Source organism: Candidatus Pelagibacter bacterium nBUS_49, from assembly GCF_051200925.1.
Classification (GTDB): domain Bacteria; phylum Pseudomonadota; class Alphaproteobacteria; order Pelagibacterales; family Pelagibacteraceae; genus Pelagibacter.
Genome location: NZ_CP172837.1, coordinates 600933 through 624394, shown reverse-complemented (window position 1 = coordinate 624394; position 23462 = coordinate 600933). Strand labels below are relative to the sequence as shown.

Sequence of the window (23462 nt, the reverse complement as noted above, 5' to 3'; positions counted from 1 at the left end):
TTGTTTTATGTATATATGCTAAAAACAGCGTCAACTAAGTTTAATAAAACCTACGTTGGCTACACAAATAATATTTCCAAAAGATTAACCAAACATAACAGCAATAAAGGAGCTAAATCCACAAAAGGTCATAAATGGATACTAATTTTTAAAAAAACATTTAAAAATAAAAGTAGCGCAATGTCATTTGAATATAAATTAAAAAAAAATAGAAAAGAGCGAAAATTAATTTTAGATAAATTTAATAAATGAAAATTTCAATACTATTACCATACAAGGAAAATTATTCACCAGAATATCCTGGGGCAGTATCATTATTTGTTTATGCTACATCAAAATTAAGCAAATATAAATCAAATATTACTGTCTATGGATCTACAAGTTATAAAAATTATTTAAGCAAAAACTACGTAAATATCGGACTCAAAAAAAGTATATTCTCAAGTCAGACTAAGCAATACATTAACAATTTCATCAAAACACAAAGTAAAGATGTAGATCTAATCGAAGTTCATAATAGACCTAATTATATAAATCAAATTAACTTTTTGAATAAAAAATTAGTTTTATATTTTCATAATGATCCAAATTCAATGCTGGGTTCTAAAACTGTAAATGAGAAAATTAATTTAATTAATTCCTGTTCTAGGATTATTTTTAATAGTTATTGGTCAAAAAAACAATTTGTTAATCAATTACCGATATCATATAAAAAATCTCAAAAACTAATAGTTATTTACCAGTCTATAAATAAAAAAAAGATTAATTTTAGTAAAAAAGAAAATTTAATATCTTTTGTTGGTAAACTTAATAGTGCTAAAGGATATGATATATTTGGCAAAGCCATAACTAAGATTTTAAATAGATATCCTTCATGGAGAGCAAATGTTATTGGTGATGAGCCTAGGGAAAAATTTAATTTTAATCATAAAAATTTAAAAATTCTTGGATTCAAACATCATGCTGAAGTTTTAAAAAATTTTGAAAAAACTAATATAGCAGTTGTATGCTCAAGATGGAATGAACCATTTGGAAGAACAAGTTTAGAAGCTTCTAGTAGGGGGTGTGCTGTAATAATCTCTGATCGTGGCGGTCTACCAGAAACTACCTCTAATGGTATTATTTTAAATAAATTAAACTCAAAAGTTTTATTTATTGCAATTGAAGAGTTAATTAAAAATAAAAATGAATTATTAAATATTCAAAAAAAAACTTTAAACAACTTTTATCTTACTGATAATTATATAAGTTTTAAAATTGACAAATATAGATCTTTATTACTAAAAGGAAATTCAATCTTTAATTTATATAAAAATAAATCTAAGTTAAAAATTCTTCATATAACTAATTTTAATGAAAGACATAATGGTAGATTATTTTATAATACTGGTAGAAGAATTAATAATGGATTTATAAGACTAAATCACAGTGTTTTAGAGTTAAGTGATAGAGATATTGTAAGTTATTCAAGAAATATTACTGATCTAAAAGGATCTCAAAAATTAAATACAAAATTAATTGATATTGTTAGTAATTACGTTCCTGATTTGATTGTTTTTGGTCACGCAGATTTAATTGATAATAAAACAATAGAATTTATTAAATTAAATTATCCAAACACTAAATTTTGTCAATGGTTTCTAGATAGAATGGATGGAGAATGGAAATCTAATAAAGATAGATTTATTAAAAAAATGCATTTGATGGATGCAAATTTTTGTACCACAGATCCAAAATCACTAAACTTTAAAAAAGATTATCTTACATATTACATGCCAAATTGTGTTGATCCATCTCTTGAAAAGTTAGAAGCATATAATAATGACTACTATAAAAGTGATGTTTTTTTTGCAATGAGCCATGGTGTACATAGGGGAATTTTAAAAAAAGGCAAAATTGATGCTAGAGAGAATTTTATTAAAAGATTAATAAAATTAACTCCTGATATAAAATTTGATTGTTATGGACTTAATGGAGTTCAGCCAATTTGGTCTGAGGATTTTTTAATTTCAATTTCACAAAACAAAATTGGTATTAATCTAAGTCAAGGTAAGCCATCAGATTTTTATAGTAGTGATAGATTTTCACAATTAATAGGAAATGGTTTACTTGTTATGATTGATGATAAAACAAAAATAGGTAATTTTTTTAGTAAAAATGAAATTATAACTTACAAAAATCTTTCTGATTTATCAGAAAAAATATTAAAATATAATAAAGATGACAAAATTAGAAAAAAAATTGCTAAAAACGGTAGAGAAAAATATTTCAAATATTTTAATTCTGAAATAATTGCTGATTTCATTATTAATAGAACATATGGAGTTAAAAAGAATTTTTTTTGGGAAATTTTTTTATAAATAATTTAAAGAAATATTTAAATGAAGATACCTGTTTTAGTTTACCATTCTGTAAATAATAATAAATCACATATAAATTTAGAGGTTATCAATTTTGAAAAACAAATAAATTTTTTAAAAAGAAGAGGTTTTGAGACCATAAGTTTCGATGAAATTGATAATACTAAAAAAAAACAAATAATAATAACGTTTGATGATGGTTACAAAGATTTATGTTATTTTGTATTACCCATATTGAAAAAATATAATTATAAAGCAACATGTTTTTTAGTATCAAACTTAATTGGTAAACAAAATTCTTGGGATTCGTTAAGAGATGATTATGTTTCAAAAGAATTAATGAATACTGAAAACATTAATGAATGGATAAACAGTGGAATGAATATAGGTTCACATTCTCACAATCATAACGATTTAACAAAATTAAAAAAGTTTGATTTAGAAAATGATTTAGAATTTTCTAAAAAAATATTGGAAGATAAATTTGGACAAGAAATAGAAAATTTTTGTTACCCCTTTGGAAAAGTTAATAAATCTGTTTATGAAGTTGTAGAAAAAAAATTTAAAAGAGCTGTTACAATTAATAGATCACGTTACGAAACTAACAAACATAACTTTCTTTTAATACCAAGAATAGATATGGGTAAAAATCTTTCTATATTTAAAATTTTTTTAAAAACAGAGACATTTTATGAGGATATAAAATTTAAACAGAATGAATTATATTTGTAATTGTAAAAAGACAAATCTTAATGATAAACCCTACACTTATTGGGAAGATAGGGATATAACTACAGATGAATTAGATATTATTAATTTTTTAGATAAAAAAAAAGATATTACATCTAAATCTATACTTCATATAGGAATAGGTAATTCATATTTTGCTAAAAAATTTTCATTTAATAACAATATTACTGGAATCACTATTTCACAAAAAGAAATTGCAAAAGCAGAGTCTTTAAATCTGTTAAATTACCAACTTTTATTATTGGATAAATATTCCATCGAGTTTAAAAACTTTTTGAATAAAAATAAATTTGATCTTATTGTTGATACAAATTTAAAATCTTACAGTTGTTGTTTGAAGACATTTGAATTTATGATTCATAATATTTTTAAGTCAATTAAACCTAAAGGAATGCTAATTACATCAGTTAATGGAATGAAATGGTTTAAGGATTTAAAACCAAAGTTATCTTTCTCATTTAGAAAATTTTTTTTTTATAAATTAAAAGAAATTAGTGGTAATAAGCATAATATATTGATGCCTGATGAATTAAAGAATTTGTCAAAAAAATATAATATTAAAATGTCAATTGATGATAAATTATGTTACTTAAAAAAATGAAAAAAATTGCACTTATTCTTGGTATAACAGGACAGGATGGATCATATTTAGCAGAATTTTTGATTAAAAAAAAATACCAAGTTCATGGTATTAAAAGAAGAACTTCAACACCAAATACGAGTAGAATTGATCACATATTTGATAGTGTGAATTTTAATAATAAAAATTTAACCATGCATCATGGGGATTTGTCAGATGTTGGTTCATTGAACAGAATAATAAATCAAATTAATCCTGACGAAATTTATAATCTTGCTGCACAAAGTCATGTTAAAATTTCATTTCAAATTCCAGAGTACACATCAGATGTAAACGCTTTAGGTCCATTAAGGTTGTTGGAAATAATAAGACATTATAAAAAAAAAAAATTAAATTTTATCAGGCATCAAGCTCAGAAATGTTTGGTAAATCTAAACCTCCTCAAAATGAAAATACACTTTTCCAACCAAGGTCTGTTTATGCCATATCAAAAGTTTTTGCTTATCATAGTGTTATTCACTATAGAGAAGCCTACAATCTACATGCCTGTAATGGAATATTGTTCAATCATAAATCTCCTCGCAGAGGAGTAAATTTTGTTACAAAAAAAATTGTTCAAGGTTTGACAAGAATTAAACAGGGTAAACAAAAAAATCTTGTTCTTGGAAATCTATATTCTAGAAGAGACTGGGGTCATGCTAAAGACTATGTTAAGTCAATGTGGAAAATTTTACAACAAAAAAAACCAGATGATTTTGTTGTTGCTACCAGAACTTCACATTCTGTAAAAGATTTTATTAATATATGTGCTAAGAAATTAGGTATTAAATTATTATGGAAAAATAAAGGTCTTAAAGAAGTTGCTATCAATAAAATAACCAACAATATTATCATTAAAATAGATAAAAAATATTTTAGAGAAACTGAAGTTGATGATTTGATAGGTGATTTTTCTAAAGCAAAAAAAATATTACAATGGAAACCTAAATATTCTTTCAATAAATTAGTTGATGATATGATTGAAAATGAAAAATAAGAATAAAATTTCATATTCTCTAACTGAAAGTGTCCTTGAAAGTGTAGATATCAACTCTGCAATTAAAGTTTTAAAATCAAAAAAAATTACAATGGGGCCAAAAACTAAACAAATTGAGGCTTATTTTCAAAATAAAATAGTAAAAACAAATTCACTAATGGTTAATTCAGGATCATCAGCAAATTTATTAATCTTCCAATGTTTAATTAATCCAATGGTAAAAAAACTTAAATCTGGAGATGAAGTTTTAATCCCAGCTATTTGCTGGTCAACTTCTCTTTGGCCTATAATACAAAGTGGTCTTAAGGTTAAATTTGTGGATATTGATCTTTCTACACTAAATATTGACTTAAATGATTTAAAAAAAAAAATTTCAAAAAAAACTAAAGCTTTAATGCTTGTTCATGCCTTAGGAAACTGTACTGACATGACTAAATTAATGAATATTTGTAAAAAAAATAAGATTATTTTAATAGAGGACACGTGTGAGGCTTTAGGTTCAACATATAAAAACAAACCTCTTGGAACATTTGGTGATTTTTCTTCTTTCTCTTTCTATTATTCGCATCATATTACTTCTGGTGAAGGAGGAATGGTTTGTACAAAAAATACAAAATATTTAGAAATAATAAAATCTTTAAGATCACATGGTTGGTCTCGAGACTTATCTAATAATAAGTCTTTATCTAATAAATATAAACATATTGATAAAAATTGGATTTTTATCAATTCAGGATTTAACCTTAGAACAACAGATGTTAACGCAGCAATCGGTCTTGAACAATTAAAAAGAATTAAGACAATATTATCAATCAGAAAATATAATTTTTTAAAAATCAAAAAAAGCTTATTAGGAAACAAAAAATATGATAATCAATTTACTATCTTAAATGATCAAAAAGACTCAAATACAGCTTGGTTTGGTATACCAATAATTTTAAATTCTAATGATAAAAAATACAAACAATACGTAATGGGTAATTTACTGGATAAAGGTATAATGACACGACCAATAATAAGTGGTAATTTTGCTAAACAGCCGTCTATTCAACTTTATAAGATCAAAATTAATTATAAATTACCTAATGCTGATCTTATTGATAAAAAAGCCTTTTTTTTAGGTTTGCATAATATTAAAATAACAAATTCAAAATTAAAATCTTTAACTGATAATATTTATTCTTCTTTATAATTAATGAAAATTATTGCTATTAGTGGTTACAAAAGTTTTATTGGTAATCATTTTTATAAATATAATAAAAAAAAGATTAAAATTATTCATTACAAAAAAGATATCAATAATATATTTGAACTAAAAAAATTTGTTATTAAAAATAAGATTACTCATTTTGTTAATTTTGCTGGTCTATCTAGACTTAAATGTTCCAAAAATAAAACTGAATGTATGAAAACTAATTTTAAATCTATCAAATCAATTATTAATTTTTTTAATGAATTAAATTATAAACCAATGTTTATTTTTATTTCGACATGTCATGTTTACGGAAACTCGAATAATAAAATAAAGGAGCATTCTAAAATTTCTCCTAATTCTTTGTATGCAGAAATAAAGCTTAAATCAGAAGCATATATTAAAAAAAATTATCAAAATTACTCAATTTTAAGATTATTTAATGTTTATGGTCCCAATCAACCTAAGAGTTTTTTTATACCTGATATGATTGAAAAGATTAAAAATAATCAATCAATTAAAATTGATAAATCAGTTAGAGATTTTATACATGTTAATACTGTATCCAGAGTTATTAATTTTATCATTACTAAAGAAATAACTGGTGTTTTAAATGTTGGGTCTGGTAGGGGACATTCTTTAAAGTCTATAATCAATCTTATTGGGGATAAACTTAAGAAGAAACCTTTATTAAAAATATTAAATAAAAAGACTAAAATAGTTACTGATATAAAATTTTTAACATCAAAAGGTTTTAAGTTTAAAAAAAATGAAAAAAATTTTAATATTTAAGACTGATAGATTAGGTGATCTATTAAATATTTCACCTATTATAAATAATTTAAAACACAATTACCCTTCATGCACTATAACATTAGTTTGCTCTAAATATAATAAATCAATTGCAGAATATTATCATAATGATGTTGAATTTATTATCTTTAATAAACCACTATTTTTTTTCTTAATAAGAAATATTAAATTAATTTTTTTTAAAAAATATGATTTTATTTTTCAATTAGATGGCAAAAACCATTCATATTTCACTTCTATTTTGGTCAATGCGAAAAAAAAAGTTTGTATTAGATTTATAAAGAAAAAAAAATTTTTAGGTACAAAAGTATCTATTATAAGACCAAATTTTTTTATAAATTATTTTTTTGATGAAACAGAACTATCTTATGAAGATTATAGTATTGAAGATAATATTAATTATCATTATTTAACTCTATATCTAAAACTACTTAAAAAACTAAATATTAAAATTTTATCCAAAAATCATTATTTGCCTTTGACTAATCCTAAAAAGGTTTCAAAATTTAGTGATGGTTATTGCTTAATTCATATAGATGAACGATGGGATAAATTTCCATTTTCTGTTGCTTTAAATTTAAAAAAAAAGATACTTTTACTATCTAACTCTATGAATATTGTTATTTCTTCTAATATTGGTGGCAATAAAGTATTAAAATATCTAATTAATGATTTTTATAATAAAACTAATATTGAATTCATTAAAGATACAAATTTACATAGCACAATATCATTAGTTTATAATTGCAGTTCTTGTATAAGTAGTCATAGCGGTCTTATTGTTCATACAGCTGCAGCATTTAAAAAAAAAATTATTGATATTGTTTCTAAAGATATTTTCAATGAGCTTGATAGGTGGATACCTTACAATGTTGATTACAAAAGGCTTGATATTAACAACTTTATTGAAATAGATTTTAATATTTAAATTTTTATTTTATTTAAAGCATTATTTTTAAATAAATTTGCTTCTTTTATATATCTTCTAACCATTTCTGTAGATTTGTGACCTGTCATAGCCATAATACTTCTTTCTTCTGCACCAGATTCTGCAGCGGATGTAGCAAAACCAGATCTTAAACTATGACCAGAATAGTGTTTACTGTCTATTCCCGCTAGATTTAAATACTCTTTGATAAGCAGTGCTACTGTTTGGTCTGTTAACCTATTTTCTAATAATTTTGACCCCTTTGAAAATCTTCTAAATAATGGACCTGAGTTAATTTTTGATATTTTTAACCATTTTTGAATAGATCTTACTGGACAATATAATTGGTTATCAAAGTAGGGCAGTCCCTTTACAGAACCTTCGCCAAATTGATCTGTTTTAGATCTTTTTACTGTGATTTTTAGACCCTCTTGAACAAAATCTAAATCATCATAATCTAAAGATACAATCTCATTCCTTCTAAAACCTCCTGAAAACCCAATTAATATTATTGATCTATCTCTTATTTTTTTGATCTCTTTATTTTTTTTATTATCTATTACATTAATAATACTTTTTAAACTGTTGATTAATAATGGTTTTTTACTTTTTTGAATACTACCTTTTCTCCTTTTTATACCCATTATATTTTCTATAATTGAAGGATGTTTTGTATCAAGATAATGCCCTTTTAGCTTGTGTATCACTCCAATAGAGACCAATCTTCTTTTTAAAGTGCTCATTTTTGCGTCTTTCGTAGATAAATGAGTTAAGTATAAAGAGACAATTTTTGGTTCTGACGGTAATGATTTAAATCCATTTTGAGCACAAAATAATCCAAAATCATTAAAATCTGATTTATATGCTCTTACTGTATTTTCTGCTTTTGAGCTTTTTAGGTTTAATATTGTTTCTTCCTGCAAAGCTTTTAAATCAGTTATTATATTATTCATATCTATTACTATTGATAACCATTAATTATCGTTAGTAATAATATAATAGATTTATAATGTCAATAAGAATAATTTAAAAATAATGATTAAAGATTCTCAAGAACATCTAAATGAAGTTAATGAAACTTACCTCCAACATATGCGGATAGCCTTTAAAATTGGGTTTACAATGCTTGTGACTGGAGTTTTTTGTCTTATACATGGGTTGATACCGGGCTTTTTTAAAAAAACTGGCAGCAATCAAATCGCTAAAATGTACGAGATGGTTTCAAGAAACTAAAATTTTTTAAGATAATAATATCAATAATTTAACTAAATAAATTAAACTGAATGATTAGAAATATAGAGCGAAAAGATAAAGAAAATTGGATAAAATTATATTGTGGATATGCAAAATTTTACAAAGTGCCTATGAATCAGGGTATTTTAAATACTTTATGGGACTGGATTCATGATGATAATCATATTGTTAATGGTATTTGCTTTGAATTAGAGGGTAAAATCATTGGAATTGCCCATTACAGAACAATGCCAAGACCAATTAAGGGCGAATATATTGGTTTTTTAGACGATTTGTTTGTTGAGCCTGATTTTAGAGGTCAAAAAATAGCTCAAAAGCTTATTAATCATCTAAAATCCTTATCTAAAGCTAATAATTGGGATGGAATTCGTTGGATCACCCACTCTTCCAATGAAAATGCAAAGAAATTATACGATAAAATAGCCAATAACACAGGTTTTGAACTCTATGAACTTAAAGGGGACTAAATTTCAGCTAAAAGTCTGGAATTATTTGAGGAAAATACCGAGGGGGAAAGTTAAAACTTACCTTGAAGTTGCTAAAGCCATTGGAAAACCTAAAGCTTTTAGAGCAGTTGCAAATGCTGTGGGTAAAAACCCCTTTCCTCCCAAAATACCATGTCATAGAGTGATAAGATCAGATGGCAGCCTTGGTGGCTACTCAGGAAAAGGTGGTATTCAGCAAAAAAGGCGATTACTGAGGTTAGAGAAGGTCTTAATTAAATAGAGTTTTTTATATACCAAATACTTAAATTAACCGCTAAAATAAACACTTTTAAGCTATTTTAACCCTTTTTCACTTAAATGGTATTTTGCACCCTTCAGTTGTACTATATATCGATCTTTACTTAAAATAAGGTACTGTATGGCCTTTTAAACAGTATATTCTGATAGTGCATTGCTCTAGTTTTCAATAATACCAATACTTTTAGAAGAAAAAAAAATGGTGTTTTTTTAGTTTTTTTAGCTCCCCTTCTGTACATTAATATTTATTATTCTTTATAAAAGTGTTGATAATAAACAATTTTAATCAATCACAAGAAATTTGATTTATTGATATTGGTTTTTATTAATATAAAAATTGAATATTGGATTAATGTCTGTCTTCTTATACCTATTTATTGAGTTTTATTAATATATAGTAAGTTTTTTTTTACTATATTATTATTTTATCAATTTTTTAATATTCTTAAATAGTCAATAATTACAGATACTTAATTTACATATATAATTTAATACATTAGTATATAGTAAATATTTTATTACTATTAATTTGACTTGCTTAGGTGGTATTCTCTCCTAGAGATATAAAGGCCACTTAATACTATAATGAAAAGACCCAGATAAGTCCAATTATCAGGTAGTTCATGGAAGAAATAATAACTAATAATGATATTAGTGATTATCTCTGTATAGCCTAAAGGAGCTAATTTAGAAGCATCAGCATATTTGAGTGATAAAATGATAAAAAGATGCGCTACAGAGGCTATAAGGCCTATTATAGCCATCATAATCCACTCATTTGGGGTTGGATTAACCCACACTGAAGGCATAAATGCACTAATTATTGCTAACCCTACAACACCGGTAAATAAAAGTGTTAAAAGCGAATTATCTGAAGTACTTAACTTTCTAGTTATCACTAAATAGAAACCATAACAAACACCACAAGCTAGAGCTGCTAAAGTGGCTAAATTAACATCTATAAATCCTGGCCTGATAACAATTAGAGTCCCTAAAAAACCCACAAGAACAGCTGACCATCTTCTAACACCAACTTTTTCACCAAGAAAAAATGGGGATAAAGCAGTGCATGTTATTGGAGCAACAAATGCAAGTGTTAATGCTTTAGGAAGTGAAATGACTGATATTGAATAGAAGAAGCATAAAGTTGAAAAAGCAAGAATTATTCCCCTTACAAGCTGAAGCTTTGGTCTCTTGCTCCAAACAAGTGTTTCTCTATAAAATAAAACCATTAAAGAAAGCGTAAAAACAACAGTGAAAAAATACCTAGCCCAAGTTATCTGAAAAACATCCATTGTAAGACTTAGATGTTTGGCTATAGCATCCATAACTGGAACAATCATCCACGCTGTAGCATTTAAAATTATTGCCTTCATTTAAAAAGGATACTGCTTATCAAAAGTATTTTAAAGCAAAGAATAATGTAATTGGAATTGTAGCTAATGACATAATCGTTGAAACAACAATAGTACTAGAAATATTATCAACAATGATTTTAGGTGAATACATTGAAGCAACCAAATAACATAATATAGCACTAGGCATTGAAGATTGGATTAAAATTACGCCCGCCGAAACACCTGATAGACCAAAAATCTTAATAAGAATAAAACCTATAATTGGGCCCAAAATAACTCTTCCAGTTGAAGTTATTACAGCATCTTTAAATGAGAAAACTTTCATTTGAGTAAGCGCAACACCCAATGACATCAATATCATAACAATCATTCCATATGCTAGTAACATCACTGTATTCATTACAAATTGTGGAACAGGTTGTTCGATATATAAAAATAAAACAGTAATTATTATTGCGTAGAATGCAGGACTTTTAAAAATAGTTTGAAAATCAAATGCCCTCTTAGCTAAAAAAATATTTAAAGTGAAATGAAGAAGAACAACTAGTGAAGAAATGGCAGCAGCTATACCCATACCAAGCTCTCCATAAGCAAATAAACAAATTGGAATACCCATATTCCCAGTATTAGGCAAAATAAATGTAGGTAATTCCCTTATATAATCTTTTTTCATTATAATTAAAAAAATTAATCCAATTATTCCAAATGCACTCAAAAGAATTAAAGCATAAAAAAAGAATTCTTTAAAAACTTCAAAAGTTACACCACCAGCTGTAAGTGCAAATATCACTAAAGCAGGAGTTCCAAAATTCCCTGCGTATGTTGTAATAAAAGAAGTGTCAAAATTTGGGTTTTTCTTACCTAAAAAATAACCAATACCAACAATAAAAAAAACAGGAAATAAAACTTCAAAAAGTTTTAAGTAAATATCCATTAATTATATAATCTTATTAGCACAGGTGCTTTAAGAATATTTTTATTATTCTTAAATATAGATAGACAGTTATTACAATTAAGTTCGGTCGTTTTGTGTGTGATTATAACAATAGTTGCTTTGTTGTCTTTTTTATTTGGTGTTTGAATTAATCTTTTTACAGATATCTTATATTTAGCTAAACGGTTTGTAATTTGAGATAAAACACCTGGCTTATCTTTTGCCTCAAATCTAAGATATAAAGAATTAACATAATTGTTAACATTATATGGTTTTAAGGATTTCAATTTATTAACAGAAACTCCAAAGGGCTTTTTTATATTACCTCTCAAAATAGACAATAAATCAGAAAGTAATGCTGATGATGTAGGGCCTGGACCAGCACCCTCTCCTTGTAAAATACTTTCACCAACAGGTTTTCCTTCAAGAATAACTGCATTCATTACACCGGTAACGTTACCAATATAAGAATTTTTACTGACAAGGCATGGATGAACTGTTTCAAATAACTCACCATTTTTTAATTCAGATATTCCAAGAAGTTTAATTCTTAAATCTAATTGGTTTGCAATTTTAATATCTTTAAGATCAATTTTATCAATTCCTTCCATTAAGCATTTGTGCTTAGAAATTTTACTATTAAATGATAACGCTGATAAAATTCTAACTTTGGCAAAAGCATCAAAACCATTAAGATCAAGTTTTGGATTTCCTGGTTCAGCATAACCAAGTTTTTGAGCTTTTTTCAAAACATCAGAGAAACTTTGGTTAGAATTTTCCATTTCTGAGAGAATATAGTTAGATGTACCGTTTAAAATTCCATAAACTTTTGAAATTTTGTTAGTAGCAAGACCCTCTTTAATTGATCTTAAAATTGGAATTCCTCCAGCAACGGATGCTTCAAATTCTAGATTAACATTATTGTCTTCTGCAATTTTTACTAATTCGTTACCATGTTTTGAAATTAATGCTTTATTTGGAGTTATTACATGAATTTTATTTTTTAAAGCTGTTTCAACAATTTTTTTTGATACTCCACCAGATTGACCTATAGCCTCAAATAAAACATCAACTTTTGTTTTTTTAAAAATTTCTAAAGGATCTTTAAAAAATATCTTTTTATTTATCTTAAATTGTCTTTTCTTATTAATATTTCTTGCTGATATAGCTACGATATTAATTTTCTTACCCGTTTTAAGCTCGATATCTTTTTTTTTAGTATTCAATTCATTAAATAGATAGCTACCTACCTGACCCAAACCTACTACAGCAATATTTATTGTGTTATTCATTGATTGATATCAGGATATTTACTTTTTTTTGTATAGTCATCTATATAAATCTCATATTCTTCATATGTCATATTTGTTATATCTTCTGACTTTTTTAATACTTCAGATAATTTTTTTTGATCTTCGCCCTTTTTAACAACATCTTCTGTCCAATATTTAGAATCTTTGTTTAATGAGCAATTATTTAAAAACATAAAGATAAAAAAAATAAGGATTAATTTCATTACAAAGCTGTTTTAATCGGAAAATTAAATTTCATATTTAAATTTTGTACTGCTTGACCTGCTCCTCCTTTAATCAAGTTATCAATAGCCGAAACTATTATAATTTTATCTTTATATTTAGATTTACAAATAGAAATAAAGCAGTTGTTTGAGTTAATGACATCATTTGTACTTAATAAGCTATTAGCTTTTAAAATTTTTACAAAATCATCTTTCTTATAAAAATCTGTTAGTGTCTTAATTATTTTTGACTGAGTAACACCTTTTTCTAGATCAATATAAATAGTACTTAAAATACCTCGAAACATAGGAGTTAAATGGGGTGTAAAATTAAAACTTAATTTCTTTTTAGTAAATTTTCCTAACATTTGATCAATCTCTGAATTATGTCGGTGAGAACCAACACCATAAGCACTCAAAGATTCATATAGATTTTTATCTTTATATTTTTTATGAACACCTCTTCCAGCACCTGAATATCCAGATTTAGAGTCCATTATTATATCTTTAACTTTCACTAAGTTTTTTTTGAAAAGAGGGATCAATGGTAGCAATATTGAAGTTGGGTAACATCCGGGACAAGATACAATCTGGTATTTACCTACGCTATTTCCATTAATCTCTGGAAGACAATATAAACTTTTTTTAATTAAATTTATTGCTCTGTGTTTTTGTTTGTACCATCTTAAATATTCTGATCCTTTTTCCAATCTAAAATCAGCTGCTAAATCAATTAAAGTGATATTTTTTGTTAAATGTTTTGAAATATCTTGTGCTTCTCCATTGGGTAATGCTGTAAAAACTACATCAACATCTTTTAAAAGTTTTTTATCAAATTTAATAATTTTTGGTAATTTTTTTCCTGAAAGAGATTTGTCATAACTCGCAATATTTTTTCCCACAGAACTATTTCCGCATAGAAATCTTATGTTTATAAATTTGTGTTTAATTAATATTTTAATTAATTGAACTCCAATATATCCAGTTGAACCAGCAACCAATGCATTAAGCTTAGGCATAATCTATTATAACAGTTTAAAATTAAAAAAGAATTATCTTTTAGAAAATTGAAAGCTTCTTCTAGCTTTTCTTCTACCAGGTTTTTTTCTTTCAACAGCTCTAGAATCTCTGGTTGTAAGTTTTTCAGTCTTTAATGTAGATTTTAAGTTTTCATCAAACATTACTAAAGCTTTAGAAATACCATGAACTAATGCTCCTGCTTGGCCAGTAGGTCCTCCCCCACTAACGCTACATCTAACATCATAATCTGTAGATTGATTGATTATATCAAATGGTCTTGTAATTTGAAGATGATGAAATTCGCTTGAAAAATATTCATTAAATAATTTTCCATTAACATAAATTTTGCCAGATCCTTTTTTTAACCAAACCTTTGCAATTGAAGTTTTTCTTCTTCCTGTCGCATATTTACTGTCTTTAAAATCTAATTTTAATTTAGGTGTTTTTGAAGTTGTTTGAGTATTTTCCATATTAATTTCTAGCTAAATTTTTACTGTTTAATTTACCCAGCTCAATTACTTGTGGATTTTGTGCTGCATGTGGATGATCACTTCCAGAATAAATTTTTAGTTTAGTTAATTGTTTTCTACCTAATACACCACCAGGCAACATTCTTTTTACAGCAAGTTTTAAAGTTTCACCTGGTTTTTTTTCATGTAATTTTTCTGGCGTAGTCTCTTTAATTCCACCAGGATGTCCTGTGTGTCTATAATAAATTTTGTCTTGAAATTTTTTTCCAGTAAATTTTGCTTGCTCAATATTCTTAACTACAACAAAATCACCATGGTCCATATGTGGTGTGTAAGTAGTTTTGTTTTTTCCTCTGATAATTTTAGATATTACAGTTGCTAATCTTCCAACTACAGCATTTGTTGCATCTATTTCATACCATGATGAAGTAACCTGGTCTTTTTTTACGAATTTCGTCATTGTGCCAGGATTAATACTATTATTAATTGCAAAGTCAATTTGATATTTGGCTTGCATTACAATACTTATCTGTTAAAAGATCTATGCCGATTTGATCCTATTGCGGGCATAAAACTGCTAAACAGGAATTTTTACATCATTATCGGTAGGCATTTGAACTGTATTGTGCGCCTTACATTAAGTTAAAGCACTAAAAAAGGAGTAAAAATGAGTACAAAAAAAAATAATCCAGAAACTATCGCAATTCATGGTGGAGACTACAGAAGTGATACTGCAACAAATGCTGTAGCAGTGCCTATCTATAGAACTACATCATATCAATTCGATAGCACAGAGCATGCAGCCAACCTGTTTGCATTAAAAGAGTTTGGTAATATTTACACAAGAATCATGAACCCAACCAATGATGTGTTGGAAAAAAGACTAGCGGCTCTTGATGGAGGTTTAGCGAGTTTAACCGTTTCATCTGGACAAACAGCTTCAACCTTTGCAATATTAAATGTTGCTCAAGCTGGAGATAATATTGTTAGTTCAACAGATCTTTATGGTGGAACTGTATCATTGTTTACACATACATTAAGTAAACTTGGTATTGAAGTAAGATATGCTGACCCTTCTGATCCAAAGAACTTTGAAAAAGCTATAGATGATAAAACAAGAGCTTTTTATGGAGAAACTTTACCAAATCCATATTTAAGAACTTTTCCTATCAAAGAAGTTTCAGATATAGGAAGAAAATACAATATACCACTTATTGTTGATAATACAGCTGCACCAGTAATTTGTAAGCCATTAGAACATGGGGCTGCTGTTGTGGTTTACTCGTTAACAAAATATATAGCAGGTCACGGTACTGTTGTTGGTGGAGCTTTAGTTGATGGTGGTAATTTTGATTGGACAGCAGATCCAAAAAGGCAACCTCTTTTCAACGAACCTGATGCCAGCTATGGTGGTGTAGTTTGGGGCAAAGCTGTTCCAGAACTTACAGGTGCCAATGTTTCTTTTGCAGTAAGAGCAAGAGTAACAATTTTAAGAGATCTTGGCTCAGCACTATCACCTGATAATGCATTTGGCGTAATTCAAGGCTTAGAAACAGTAGCTTTAAGAATGAAACAACATTGTGAAAATGCTTCTAAAGTTGTTGATTATTTGAAGAAACATAAAGCGGTAGATAAAGTGATTTATGCTACTGAACATAATGATGAAATAAATAGTCGAGCTAAGAAATATCTTAAAGGTGGTTATGGTGCGCTTGTTGGCATTGAACTAGCTGGAGGTATTGAAGCAGGAAAAAGATTTATCGAGTCTTTAAAAATGTTCTACCATGTTGCAAATATTGGTGATGCAAGAAGCTTAGCAATTCATCCAGCAACAACTACACATAGTCAACTTACTGAAGATGAGTTAGCTGCAGCCGGAGTAACACCTGGCTATGTAAGATTGAGTATTGGTTTGGAACATATAGATGACATCATTGATGATTTGGATCAAGCTTTAGAGAATTCTTCTAAAGGTAAATTAAAAGCTGTTAGTTAATTTGAGTTTTATATGTCTACAAATAGAAACTAATTAGTTTTTTTCTCATACTTAGATATGTAGAGGAAATATAAAGTTGATAATATTATCAAAATAGAATTTATCTGGTGTAAAGATGCATAAAATATTTTTACTCCAGATAAAATAGTAAATATTCCTAAAACAACCTGTAAAAATAAACTTACTCCTATGATAATTACAGGTTTTCTAAAAATTTCATTCAAATCTTTTATGGTAAAAAAAAGAATATAAACATAAATACCTGAAATTAAGTATGCTAAATTTCTGTGAATAAATTGAACTACAGAGGGATTGTCAAAAACACTTATATTTAAAAATTCAATAAATTGACTATCGTCAGGAAAATATGATGAGCCCATTAAAGGCCAAGTATTGTAAACTTTCCCAGCATCCATTCCAGATACAAGGGCACCAATTATTAATTGTAAAAATAACAAAAAAAGAAAAATCTTTATTAAATTTATATTAATTGAAATATATTGAGCTTGAATTCTAGTTAATTTAAGAAATTTCCAAAATATTACAGACAAAATTATAAAAGCTGTAACTAAATGTAATGAAAGTCTGTAATGGCTAACATCAATCCTATCTATTAAGCCACTAGATACCATATACCAACCAACAAATCCTTGAAAACAAACTAATAAAAATATCAATCCATAGTTTTTTAAAATTCTTAAACCATATTTGATTGAAAAAAATATAAGTGGTAACAATACAGATAAGCCAATTAATCTACCTAATTGACGGTGACCCCATTCCCACCAAAAAATTACCTTAAATTCATTAAGCGTCATATTAAAATTTTGCTCACTAAATTCAGGTATAGTTTTATAGAGTTCAAAATAATCAATCCATTTATCTTTTGTAAATGGTGGAATAAATCCAACAAATAATTCCCAAGTTGTTATTGATAGTCCAGAGTCAGTTAATCTTGTTAAGCCACCAACTAAAATTATAAGAATTATAAGTACAATAAGTGTAAGTAACCAAACTTTTAATTGATTATTTAAATGACTATTCTGACTATACATATATAGATAAATATAATAATTGTTAACAAATCCAATAAATTAAATGTCGCCAAAAAATAAAAAAAAATTAGACGGAATACGTATAAAACTAGATAAATTAGATAATAAACTTCTAGCCTTAATTAAATATCGGACTTCTCTAGTTAAAGAAGTCCTTAAGTTAAAAGAATTTAAAAAGGAAATCGTAGATCAAAAAAGAATTAATTTTATTTTAAATAAAATTAGAGGAAAATCAAAAAGACTTAAAATAGACCCAAAAATTACTAATCGTATATGGAAGAATATGATCTGGTCTTATATTGATTACGAAAGACGTAATTTTAAAAAGAAGTAATTACTTACTGTGAGGTGGAAGTTTTTTTTCTACAAATGTTTCGTGTTTTCTTGTAGCAGGATTATATTTCTTAGCCGAAAGTTTAACTTTTGCTTTTTCACCACCAGCTGGTTTTTTAACATAATAAAAGAAAGGACTATCTGGTTTTGACTCTGGAACCAATCTAACTTTTACGTGTGTTTTTTTTGCCATTTTATTTTAAATCTTTTAAATTTTTTACAATTTTAGAAATCTTAACTAATTTATTTCTTAAATTATCAGCCTTTATAGAATTATTTGCCATTTCGTCAAGTTCTAAAGATTGTTCTCCATTAAGTATCTTTTTTACACCATTAATAGTCATACCCTGTTCCTTAAGAAGAAATTTAACTTTTTTGAGAAGATTAATGCAATTTTTGTCATAATATCTTCTATTTGAATTAAGGATTTTTGGTTTAATTTGCTTAAACTGAGTTTCCCAAAATCTTATTATATGCGTTGGAAGTTCACCCTTCTTATTAGATTTCAAATTTAATATTTTAGCAACTTCACCTATCGTTTTATAAGCACTGTCGGATTTATCCATTATCTTTTAAATTTACAAAATCTTTAAATTCTTTTGATGGTTTAAATAACACTACATCTCTACTTGAAATCATTTTGGTTTCTTTAGTTTTCGGATTTCTTCCAATCCGTGATTTTTTTTGTCTTATAGAAAAAGTTCCAAATTTTGATAATTTTAATTTTTTTTCTTGTTTAATATTAGAGACAATTGTTGACAAAAAATCATCAATAAGGTTCTCTGAAATTTGCTTAGAAAAACCTAACTGCATATAAACTAAATTAACTAAGTCCTTTTTAGTTAAATTTATTCTCATTTATTTAAATATTTTGTTGGATCTTTTCTATCAAATTACCTTTTACAATTCTATGACAAACATCTAAAGAATTTGAAAATCCGATATAATCAGTGCCTCCATGGCTTTTAACTACTGGGTGGTCAAGACCAAGGAATATTGCACCATTATAAAGTCTTGGATCTAGTCGTTTTTTAAATTTATTTAAATTTGAGATATTTAATAATGATGAAATTTTTCCAATAATAGATCCTGTCATAGCTTTTTTAAGTTCACTTGTAATGAAGTTTGCAGTACCTTCAGCAGTTTTTAAAGCTACGTTACCAGTGAAACCATCGGAAACAATTACATTAACTTCTCCATCCATTAAATGGTTTCCTTCTATATACCCAGAAAAATTAAAGTTTTCTGACTTCTTATCATTTAGAATTTGATATGTTTCTTTAATAGTTTCATTTCCTTTGAGCTCTTCTGATCCTATATTTAACAATCCTACATTTGGTTTTTCTCCATTATATAAAGAAGTGTAAAGTGCAGCACCCATAATAGAAAAATCTAATAAGTTTTTTGAGCTGCATTCTATATTGGCACCCAAATCTAACACAACACTCATTCCTTTTTTATTTGGCCATAAAGCTGATAGTGCCGGTTTATCAATATTCTCAATCATTTTAAGGTTTAGTTTTGAAATAACTAACAGAGCACCTGTGTTCCCTGCTGATACAACTATATCTGCCTCTTTATTTTTTACACTATCTATAGCGAGCCACATGCTAGTATTTTTTCCCCTTTTGGCACCTTCAAGAGGACTGTCGGTACTTTTTACTACTTCTGTAGTATGGATAATTTCATAAAAATTATTGTTTATTTTATTATCAATAAGATCTCTAATTACCTTTTCATCACCAAAAATTTTATAGAATAAATTTTTATTTTTACTATGGTTGAGGATTATTCCATCAATAGTTTTATTTGGTGAGTTATCACCACCCATTGCATCCACTGCAATTTTAATCATATCTGACATTTAGATTTTATATTACTATTTTGGGTCTAAAACTTGTCTACCCTTGTACATACCAGTTTTTAAATCTAAATGATGAGATAATCTGTACTCTCCTGATTTTTTGTCTTCAACAATATTCTTTGTTGAATATTTCATCGTTTGAGCTCTTCTCATTCCAGTTCTGGAAGGGGTTTGTTTTCGTTTTGGTACAGCCATAATTATGGGTTACTTACACTTTTTAAATAAGAATTCAAAGTTTTTTTTGATAAATTATCATTAAATAGTTCAAAATAATCAAGTAAATCGTTAATTTTGTTAAAATCAGATAAAAAGATTGAAAACTTTTCTATTTTTTGTTTTCTTGACAAATTATCCCAAAAATGGATCTCCGAAACCATTGAATGAAATAAATTTATGTAATCTTTCATTTTTTTATTAATTGACTGATCTCCATAACCAATTTCTCTAATACTAAGCTCCAATTGTCTGAAATTAAAATCATAAATTTCTTGTAAAACAGTCTTGTTTTTCTCATTTTTAAAATTTTTTAAAAAAAAGGCAAAATGCAATAAAAAAAATGTTAATCGATCTGAAAATTTATCTTCTCTACTTAAAGATTTATATAAGTCTTTATTTCTAGTGAAATTAATTAAATTGTTATAAATATAAAGATAATTTTCAGTCATGATAAAAATATTATATATAATTATTTTCTCATTAATAGTCGCAAATTGTTCTTTTAAACCAGTTGTTAAACATCATGGAGTTCCTTTCTTAGAAAAGAAACAATCTTCATTGATCATAAATAAAAGTAATAAAAATGACATAATGAAAATACTAGGAAATCCATCTACCAAAAGTAAGTTTGATAATGATATTTGGATTTATATCGAACGAAAACAAACACAGTCAAAACTTAAAAATTTTGGTAAAATGAAAATTTATGAAAATAATATTTTAGTTTTAGATATTGATAATTATGGAATTTTAAAAAAAAAAGAATTTTATAACAAAGATGATATGAAAAACATTAAAGTGGTAGAAACTAAAACAGATGGTGGTTTTCAAAGAAATAGTTTCATATATGATTTTATGTCAAGTATGAGGCAAAAGATTAATGACCCTCTAGGACAGAGGGCCAAAAAACGTAAAAAAATTAGCCAGCGATAACTGCTAATAATAATAAAGCTACAATATTAGTGATTTTAATCATTGGATTAACAGCAGGACCAGCTGTATCTTTGTAAGGATCTCCTACAGTATCGCCTGTAACAGCAGCTTTGTGAGCTTCCGAACCTTTTCCACCATGATTACCATCTTCAATATACTTTTTAGCATTATCCCAAGCACCACCACCTGCTGTCATTGAAACAGCTACAAATAATCCTGTAATGATAACTCCCAATAACATTGCACCAACCGCAGCTAAAGCAGCTACTTGGCCACCAATAGATAAAATTATAAAATATAAAACTACAGGTGATAAAACAGGTAATAAAGATGGAATTATCATCTCTTTAATTGCAGCAACAGTTAAAAGATCAACTAATTTAGCGTAATCTGGTTTCTGCTTTCTTTTCATAATACCAGGAAATTTTTTAAATTGTCTTCTAACTTCAATTACTACTGCTCCACCTGCTCTTCCAACAGCCTGCATTCCCATTGAACCAAATAAGTAAGGTAACATTCCACCAATTAATAAACCAACTACTACGTATGGATTAGATAAATCAAAAGTAACAACTATACCCTCTAATTTGGATCCAGTTACTTTAGAAAAATGTTTTATATCTTCAACGTAAGCTGCAAATAAAACTAAAGCTCCAAGGCCAGCAGATCCAATAGCATAACCTTTAGTAACTGCTTTTGTTGTATTCCCTACTGCATCTAATGCATCAGTGGTTTTTCTGACTTTTTTATCCATATTAGACATTTCAGCAATACCTCCGGCATTGTCTGTAACTGGTCCATAGGCATCAAGTGCCACAACCATTCCAGCTAATGCAAGCATAGTAGTTACAGCTATTGCTATACCAAAAAGTCCAGCAATTGCATTGGTAGCTAAAATTCCAGCAACGATAATTAAAGCAGGTATCGCAGTTGCTTCCATAGATACGGCTAAACCTTGAATAACATTAGTGCCATGTCCTGTTGTTGAAGATGCTGCTACAGATCTGACTGGTCTATAATTAGTACCAGTATAATATTCGGTAATCCAAATTAACAGTCCAGTAATTACTAAACCAATTATTCCACAGAAATACAAACTCATTCCATTAAAATTTTTACCATCAACATTATATTCTGTACCAAAACCTATTACATAATCTGTTACTGGGTATAAAATTACAACTGAAGCAATAGCAGAGACAACAAAGCCTTTATATAAAGCATTCATTACATTTTTATCATTACCCAGTTTAACAAAAAAAGTTCCTATAATTGAAGTTAAGATACAAGCACCACCAATTGATAGAGGGTAAATCATCATACTCATATCACCTTGAAAGAAAATAGAAGATAAAACCATAGTTGCTACAATTGTGACAGCATATGTTTCAAATAAATCTGCAGCCATACCAGCACAATCTCCTACGTTGTCACCAACGTTATCTGCAATAACAGCAGGGTTTCTAGGATCATCCTCTGGAATACCAGCTTCTACTTTTCCAACTAAGTCAGCTCCAACATCAGCACCTTTTGTAAATATACCACCACCTAGTCTTGCAAAAATAGATATTAAAGAAGCACCAAATCCTAAAGCAACTAGTGCATTAACTATTTCTCTTTCATCAACATTAAATTTTAATAAATAATAATAATAAACTGCAATAGATAATAATGCTAAACCAGCAACTAACATACCAGTTACCGCACCAGATTTGAATGCAACAGACAGACCTTGAGCAAGACCTTTTCTAGAAGCTTCAGCAGTTCTAACGTTAGCCTCTACAGAAACTAACATTCCTACATAACCTGCAATACCTGATAATGCAGCACCTACTAAATAACCCAAACCAACTAAAGGACTAAATGCAATACTTACAATTACTAATACAACTACGCCAACAATAGCTATAGTTTTGTATTGTCTAGCCAGATATGCTTTTGCACCAATTTGGATAGCTGATGCAATATCTTGCATTTTTGCATTTCCAGTGCTTTGATTTAAAATATTTTTTCCAGTAAAAAATCCATAAACTATGGATAATAAACCGGCACCGATTGTGTATAATAAAATAGTTTCTACTGTTTCGCTCATATAAACCTTAAGGTTGTTG

At 27.3% G+C, this 23462-nt stretch carries 29 protein-coding genes, 1 pseudogene and 1 riboswitch; of the genes and pseudogenes, 14 read left to right on the top strand and 16 right to left on the bottom strand.

What is annotated here, in order from left to right; all coding sequences use genetic code 11:
* Positions 1 to 15: 15 nt before the first annotated feature.
* From ACIJYF_RS03450 to ACIJYF_RS03415, 8 genes and pseudogenes are all read left to right on the top strand, one after another.
* Complete coding sequence (locus ACIJYF_RS03450) at positions 16 to 252, top strand: GIY-YIG nuclease family protein (protein ID WP_435117792.1); 237 nt, start codon at positions 16 to 18, stop codon at positions 250 to 252.
* On the top strand, positions 249 to 2360 hold the full coding sequence (locus tag ACIJYF_RS03445) for a glycosyltransferase (RefSeq protein WP_435117790.1): 2112 nt from the start codon (positions 249 to 251) through the stop codon (positions 2358 to 2360). The genes ACIJYF_RS03450 and ACIJYF_RS03445 overlap by 4 nt, the downstream gene beginning before the upstream one ends.
* Positions 2361 to 2381: 21 nt before the next feature.
* Positions 2382 to 3092 carry a polysaccharide deacetylase family protein gene (locus tag ACIJYF_RS03440; RefSeq protein WP_435117788.1) on the top strand — a complete coding sequence of 237 codons (711 nt, stop codon included), beginning with the start codon at positions 2382 to 2384 and terminating at the stop codon, positions 3090 to 3092.
* Complete coding sequence (locus ACIJYF_RS03435) at positions 3076 to 3711, top strand: hypothetical protein (protein WP_435117786.1); 636 nt, start codon at positions 3076 to 3078, stop codon at positions 3709 to 3711. The genes ACIJYF_RS03440 and ACIJYF_RS03435 overlap by 17 nt, the downstream gene beginning before the upstream one ends.
* Positions 3693 to 4726 (top strand): annotated as a pseudogene (gmd, locus tag ACIJYF_RS03430) (GDP-mannose 4,6-dehydratase). Before ACIJYF_RS03435 ends, gmd begins: the two are co-directional and overlap by 19 nt.
* On the top strand, positions 4716 to 5918 hold the full coding sequence (locus tag ACIJYF_RS03425; protein ID WP_435117784.1) for a DegT/DnrJ/EryC1/StrS family aminotransferase: 1203 nt from the start codon (positions 4716 to 4718) through the stop codon (positions 5916 to 5918). Before gmd ends, ACIJYF_RS03425 begins: the two are co-directional and overlap by 11 nt.
* 3 nt (positions 5919 to 5921) lie before the next feature.
* A complete protein-coding gene (locus ACIJYF_RS03420; protein WP_435117782.1) occupies positions 5922 to 6710 on the top strand; it encodes an NAD-dependent epimerase/dehydratase family protein in 789 nt (262 codons plus the stop codon).
* A complete protein-coding gene (locus tag ACIJYF_RS03415; RefSeq protein ID WP_435117779.1) occupies positions 6688 to 7659 on the top strand; it encodes a glycosyltransferase family 9 protein in 972 nt (323 codons plus the stop codon). The genes ACIJYF_RS03420 and ACIJYF_RS03415 overlap by 23 nt, the downstream gene beginning before the upstream one ends.
* On the opposite strand, the gene ACIJYF_RS03410 is transcribed toward ACIJYF_RS03415, so the two are convergent.
* Positions 7656 to 8612: a site-specific integrase gene (locus ACIJYF_RS03410; RefSeq protein ID WP_435117777.1), complete on the bottom strand. Its 957-nt coding sequence runs from the start codon at positions 8610 to 8612 to the stop codon at positions 7656 to 7658. The two genes, ACIJYF_RS03415 and ACIJYF_RS03410, sit on opposite strands and share 4 nt — an antisense overlap.
* A gap of 82 nt (positions 8613 to 8694) precedes the next feature.
* Here ACIJYF_RS03410 and ACIJYF_RS03405 point away from each other — a divergent pair, with 82 nt between their 5' ends.
* From ACIJYF_RS03405 to ACIJYF_RS03395, 3 genes are read left to right on the top strand one after another with little or no spacing between them, the layout of a single operon-like run.
* Positions 8695 to 8892 carry a DUF6356 family protein gene (locus ACIJYF_RS03405; protein WP_435117775.1) on the top strand — a complete coding sequence of 66 codons (198 nt, stop codon included), beginning with the start codon at positions 8695 to 8697 and terminating at the stop codon, positions 8890 to 8892.
* Between the two features lie 50 nt (positions 8893 to 8942).
* Positions 8943 to 9380: a GNAT family N-acetyltransferase gene (locus ACIJYF_RS03400; protein WP_435117773.1), complete on the top strand. Its 438-nt coding sequence runs from the start codon at positions 8943 to 8945 to the stop codon at positions 9378 to 9380.
* Positions 9361 to 9639: a methylated-DNA--[protein]-cysteine S-methyltransferase gene (locus ACIJYF_RS03395; protein WP_435117771.1), complete on the top strand. Its 279-nt coding sequence runs from the start codon at positions 9361 to 9363 to the stop codon at positions 9637 to 9639. Before ACIJYF_RS03400 ends, ACIJYF_RS03395 begins: the two co-directional genes overlap by 20 nt.
* A gap of 541 nt (positions 9640 to 10180) precedes the next feature.
* Here ACIJYF_RS03395 and ACIJYF_RS03390 read toward each other — a convergent pair.
* From ACIJYF_RS03390 to rplM, 7 genes are read right to left on the bottom strand one after another with little or no spacing between them, the layout of a single operon-like run.
* Complete coding sequence (locus ACIJYF_RS03390; protein ID WP_435117768.1) at positions 10181 to 11032, bottom strand: DMT family transporter; 852 nt, start codon at positions 11030 to 11032, stop codon at positions 10181 to 10183.
* 19 nt (positions 11033 to 11051) lie between these two features.
* Entirely contained in the window at positions 11052 to 11948 is an 897-nt protein-coding gene (locus ACIJYF_RS03385) for an AEC family transporter (protein ID WP_435117766.1), read from the bottom strand.
* On the bottom strand, positions 11948 to 13240 hold the full coding sequence (locus tag ACIJYF_RS03380; protein ID WP_435117764.1) for a homoserine dehydrogenase: 1293 nt from the start codon (positions 13238 to 13240) through the stop codon (positions 11948 to 11950). The genes ACIJYF_RS03385 and ACIJYF_RS03380 overlap by 1 nt, the downstream gene beginning before the upstream one ends.
* The gene (locus tag ACIJYF_RS03375; protein ID WP_435117762.1) at positions 13237 to 13464 is read right to left on the bottom strand and encodes a hypothetical protein; all 228 of its coding nucleotides are present in this window, start codon (positions 13462 to 13464) and stop codon (positions 13237 to 13239) included. The genes ACIJYF_RS03380 and ACIJYF_RS03375 overlap by 4 nt, the downstream gene beginning before the upstream one ends.
* Positions 13464 to 14483 (bottom strand): N-acetyl-gamma-glutamyl-phosphate reductase, encoded by a 1020-nt coding sequence (argC, locus tag ACIJYF_RS03370; RefSeq protein WP_435117760.1) that lies wholly within the window; start codon positions 14481 to 14483, stop codon positions 13464 to 13466. Before argC ends, ACIJYF_RS03375 begins: the two co-directional genes overlap by 1 nt.
* Before the next feature lie 33 nt (positions 14484 to 14516).
* Entirely contained in the window at positions 14517 to 14954 is a 438-nt protein-coding gene (gene rpsI, locus ACIJYF_RS03365; protein WP_435117758.1) for a 30S ribosomal protein S9, read from the bottom strand.
* A 1-nt stretch (position 14955) separates the two neighbouring features.
* On the bottom strand, positions 14956 to 15414 hold the full coding sequence (rplM, locus tag ACIJYF_RS03360; protein WP_435117972.1) for a 50S ribosomal protein L13: 459 nt from the start codon (positions 15412 to 15414) through the stop codon (positions 14956 to 14958).
* Positions 15415 to 15552: 138 nt separating this feature from the next.
* Positions 15553 to 15619: riboswitch (SAM riboswitch) on the top strand.
* Between the two features lie 2 nt (positions 15620 to 15621).
* Between rplM and ACIJYF_RS03355 the strand changes: the two genes are divergently transcribed.
* A complete protein-coding gene (locus ACIJYF_RS03355) occupies positions 15622 to 16950 on the top strand; it encodes an O-acetylhomoserine aminocarboxypropyltransferase/cysteine synthase family protein (RefSeq protein ID WP_435117756.1) in 1329 nt (442 codons plus the stop codon).
* A 29-nt stretch (positions 16951 to 16979) separates the two neighbouring features.
* Here the strand turns inward: ACIJYF_RS03355 and ACIJYF_RS03350 are convergent, their stop codons facing one another.
* Positions 16980 to 18005 (bottom strand): COX15/CtaA family protein, encoded by a 1026-nt coding sequence (locus tag ACIJYF_RS03350; protein ID WP_435117754.1) that lies wholly within the window; start codon positions 18003 to 18005, stop codon positions 16980 to 16982.
* Between the two features lie 43 nt (positions 18006 to 18048).
* Here ACIJYF_RS03350 and ACIJYF_RS03345 point away from each other — a divergent pair, with 43 nt between their 5' ends.
* Entirely contained in the window at positions 18049 to 18339 is a 291-nt protein-coding gene (locus ACIJYF_RS03345) for a chorismate mutase (RefSeq protein ID WP_435117752.1), read from the top strand.
* On the opposite strand, the gene ACIJYF_RS03340 is transcribed toward ACIJYF_RS03345, so the two are convergent.
* The 6 genes from ACIJYF_RS03340 to ACIJYF_RS03315 are packed head-to-tail and all read right to left on the bottom strand — an operon-like array spanning position 18340 to position 20867.
* Entirely contained in the window at positions 18340 to 18531 is a 192-nt protein-coding gene (locus tag ACIJYF_RS03340; RefSeq protein WP_028036963.1) for a 50S ribosomal protein L33, read from the bottom strand.
* 1 nt (position 18532) lies between these two features.
* A complete protein-coding gene (locus tag ACIJYF_RS03335; protein WP_435117750.1) occupies positions 18533 to 18904 on the bottom strand; it encodes a MerR family transcriptional regulator in 372 nt (123 codons plus the stop codon).
* Positions 18897 to 19196, bottom strand: coding sequence for an integration host factor subunit alpha (locus ACIJYF_RS03330; protein ID WP_435117748.1), 300 nt, complete (start codon positions 19194 to 19196; stop codon positions 18897 to 18899). Before ACIJYF_RS03330 ends, ACIJYF_RS03335 begins: the two co-directional genes overlap by 8 nt.
* A 4-nt stretch (positions 19197 to 19200) precedes the next feature.
* Positions 19201 to 20202: a phosphate acyltransferase PlsX gene (plsX, locus tag ACIJYF_RS03325; RefSeq protein ID WP_435117746.1), complete on the bottom strand. Its 1002-nt coding sequence runs from the start codon at positions 20200 to 20202 to the stop codon at positions 19201 to 19203.
* Positions 20203 to 20217: 15 nt separating this feature from the next.
* A complete protein-coding gene (rpmF, locus tag ACIJYF_RS03320; protein ID WP_435117744.1) occupies positions 20218 to 20397 on the bottom strand; it encodes a 50S ribosomal protein L32 in 180 nt (59 codons plus the stop codon).
* Between the two features lie 2 nt (positions 20398 to 20399).
* A complete protein-coding gene (locus tag ACIJYF_RS03315; protein WP_435117742.1) occupies positions 20400 to 20867 on the bottom strand; it encodes a ubiquinol-cytochrome C chaperone family protein in 468 nt (155 codons plus the stop codon).
* Here ACIJYF_RS03315 and bamE point away from each other — a divergent pair.
* Complete coding sequence (bamE, locus tag ACIJYF_RS03310) at positions 20866 to 21351, top strand: outer membrane protein assembly factor BamE domain-containing protein (protein WP_435117739.1); 486 nt, start codon at positions 20866 to 20868, stop codon at positions 21349 to 21351. The two genes, ACIJYF_RS03315 and bamE, sit on opposite strands and share 2 nt — an antisense overlap.
* On the opposite strand, the gene ACIJYF_RS03305 is transcribed toward bamE, so the two are convergent.
* Positions 21338 to 23443: a sodium-translocating pyrophosphatase gene (locus ACIJYF_RS03305; RefSeq protein ID WP_435117737.1), complete on the bottom strand. Its 2106-nt coding sequence runs from the start codon at positions 23441 to 23443 to the stop codon at positions 21338 to 21340. The two genes, bamE and ACIJYF_RS03305, sit on opposite strands and share 14 nt — an antisense overlap.
* Positions 23444 to 23462: the final 19 nt, after the last annotated feature.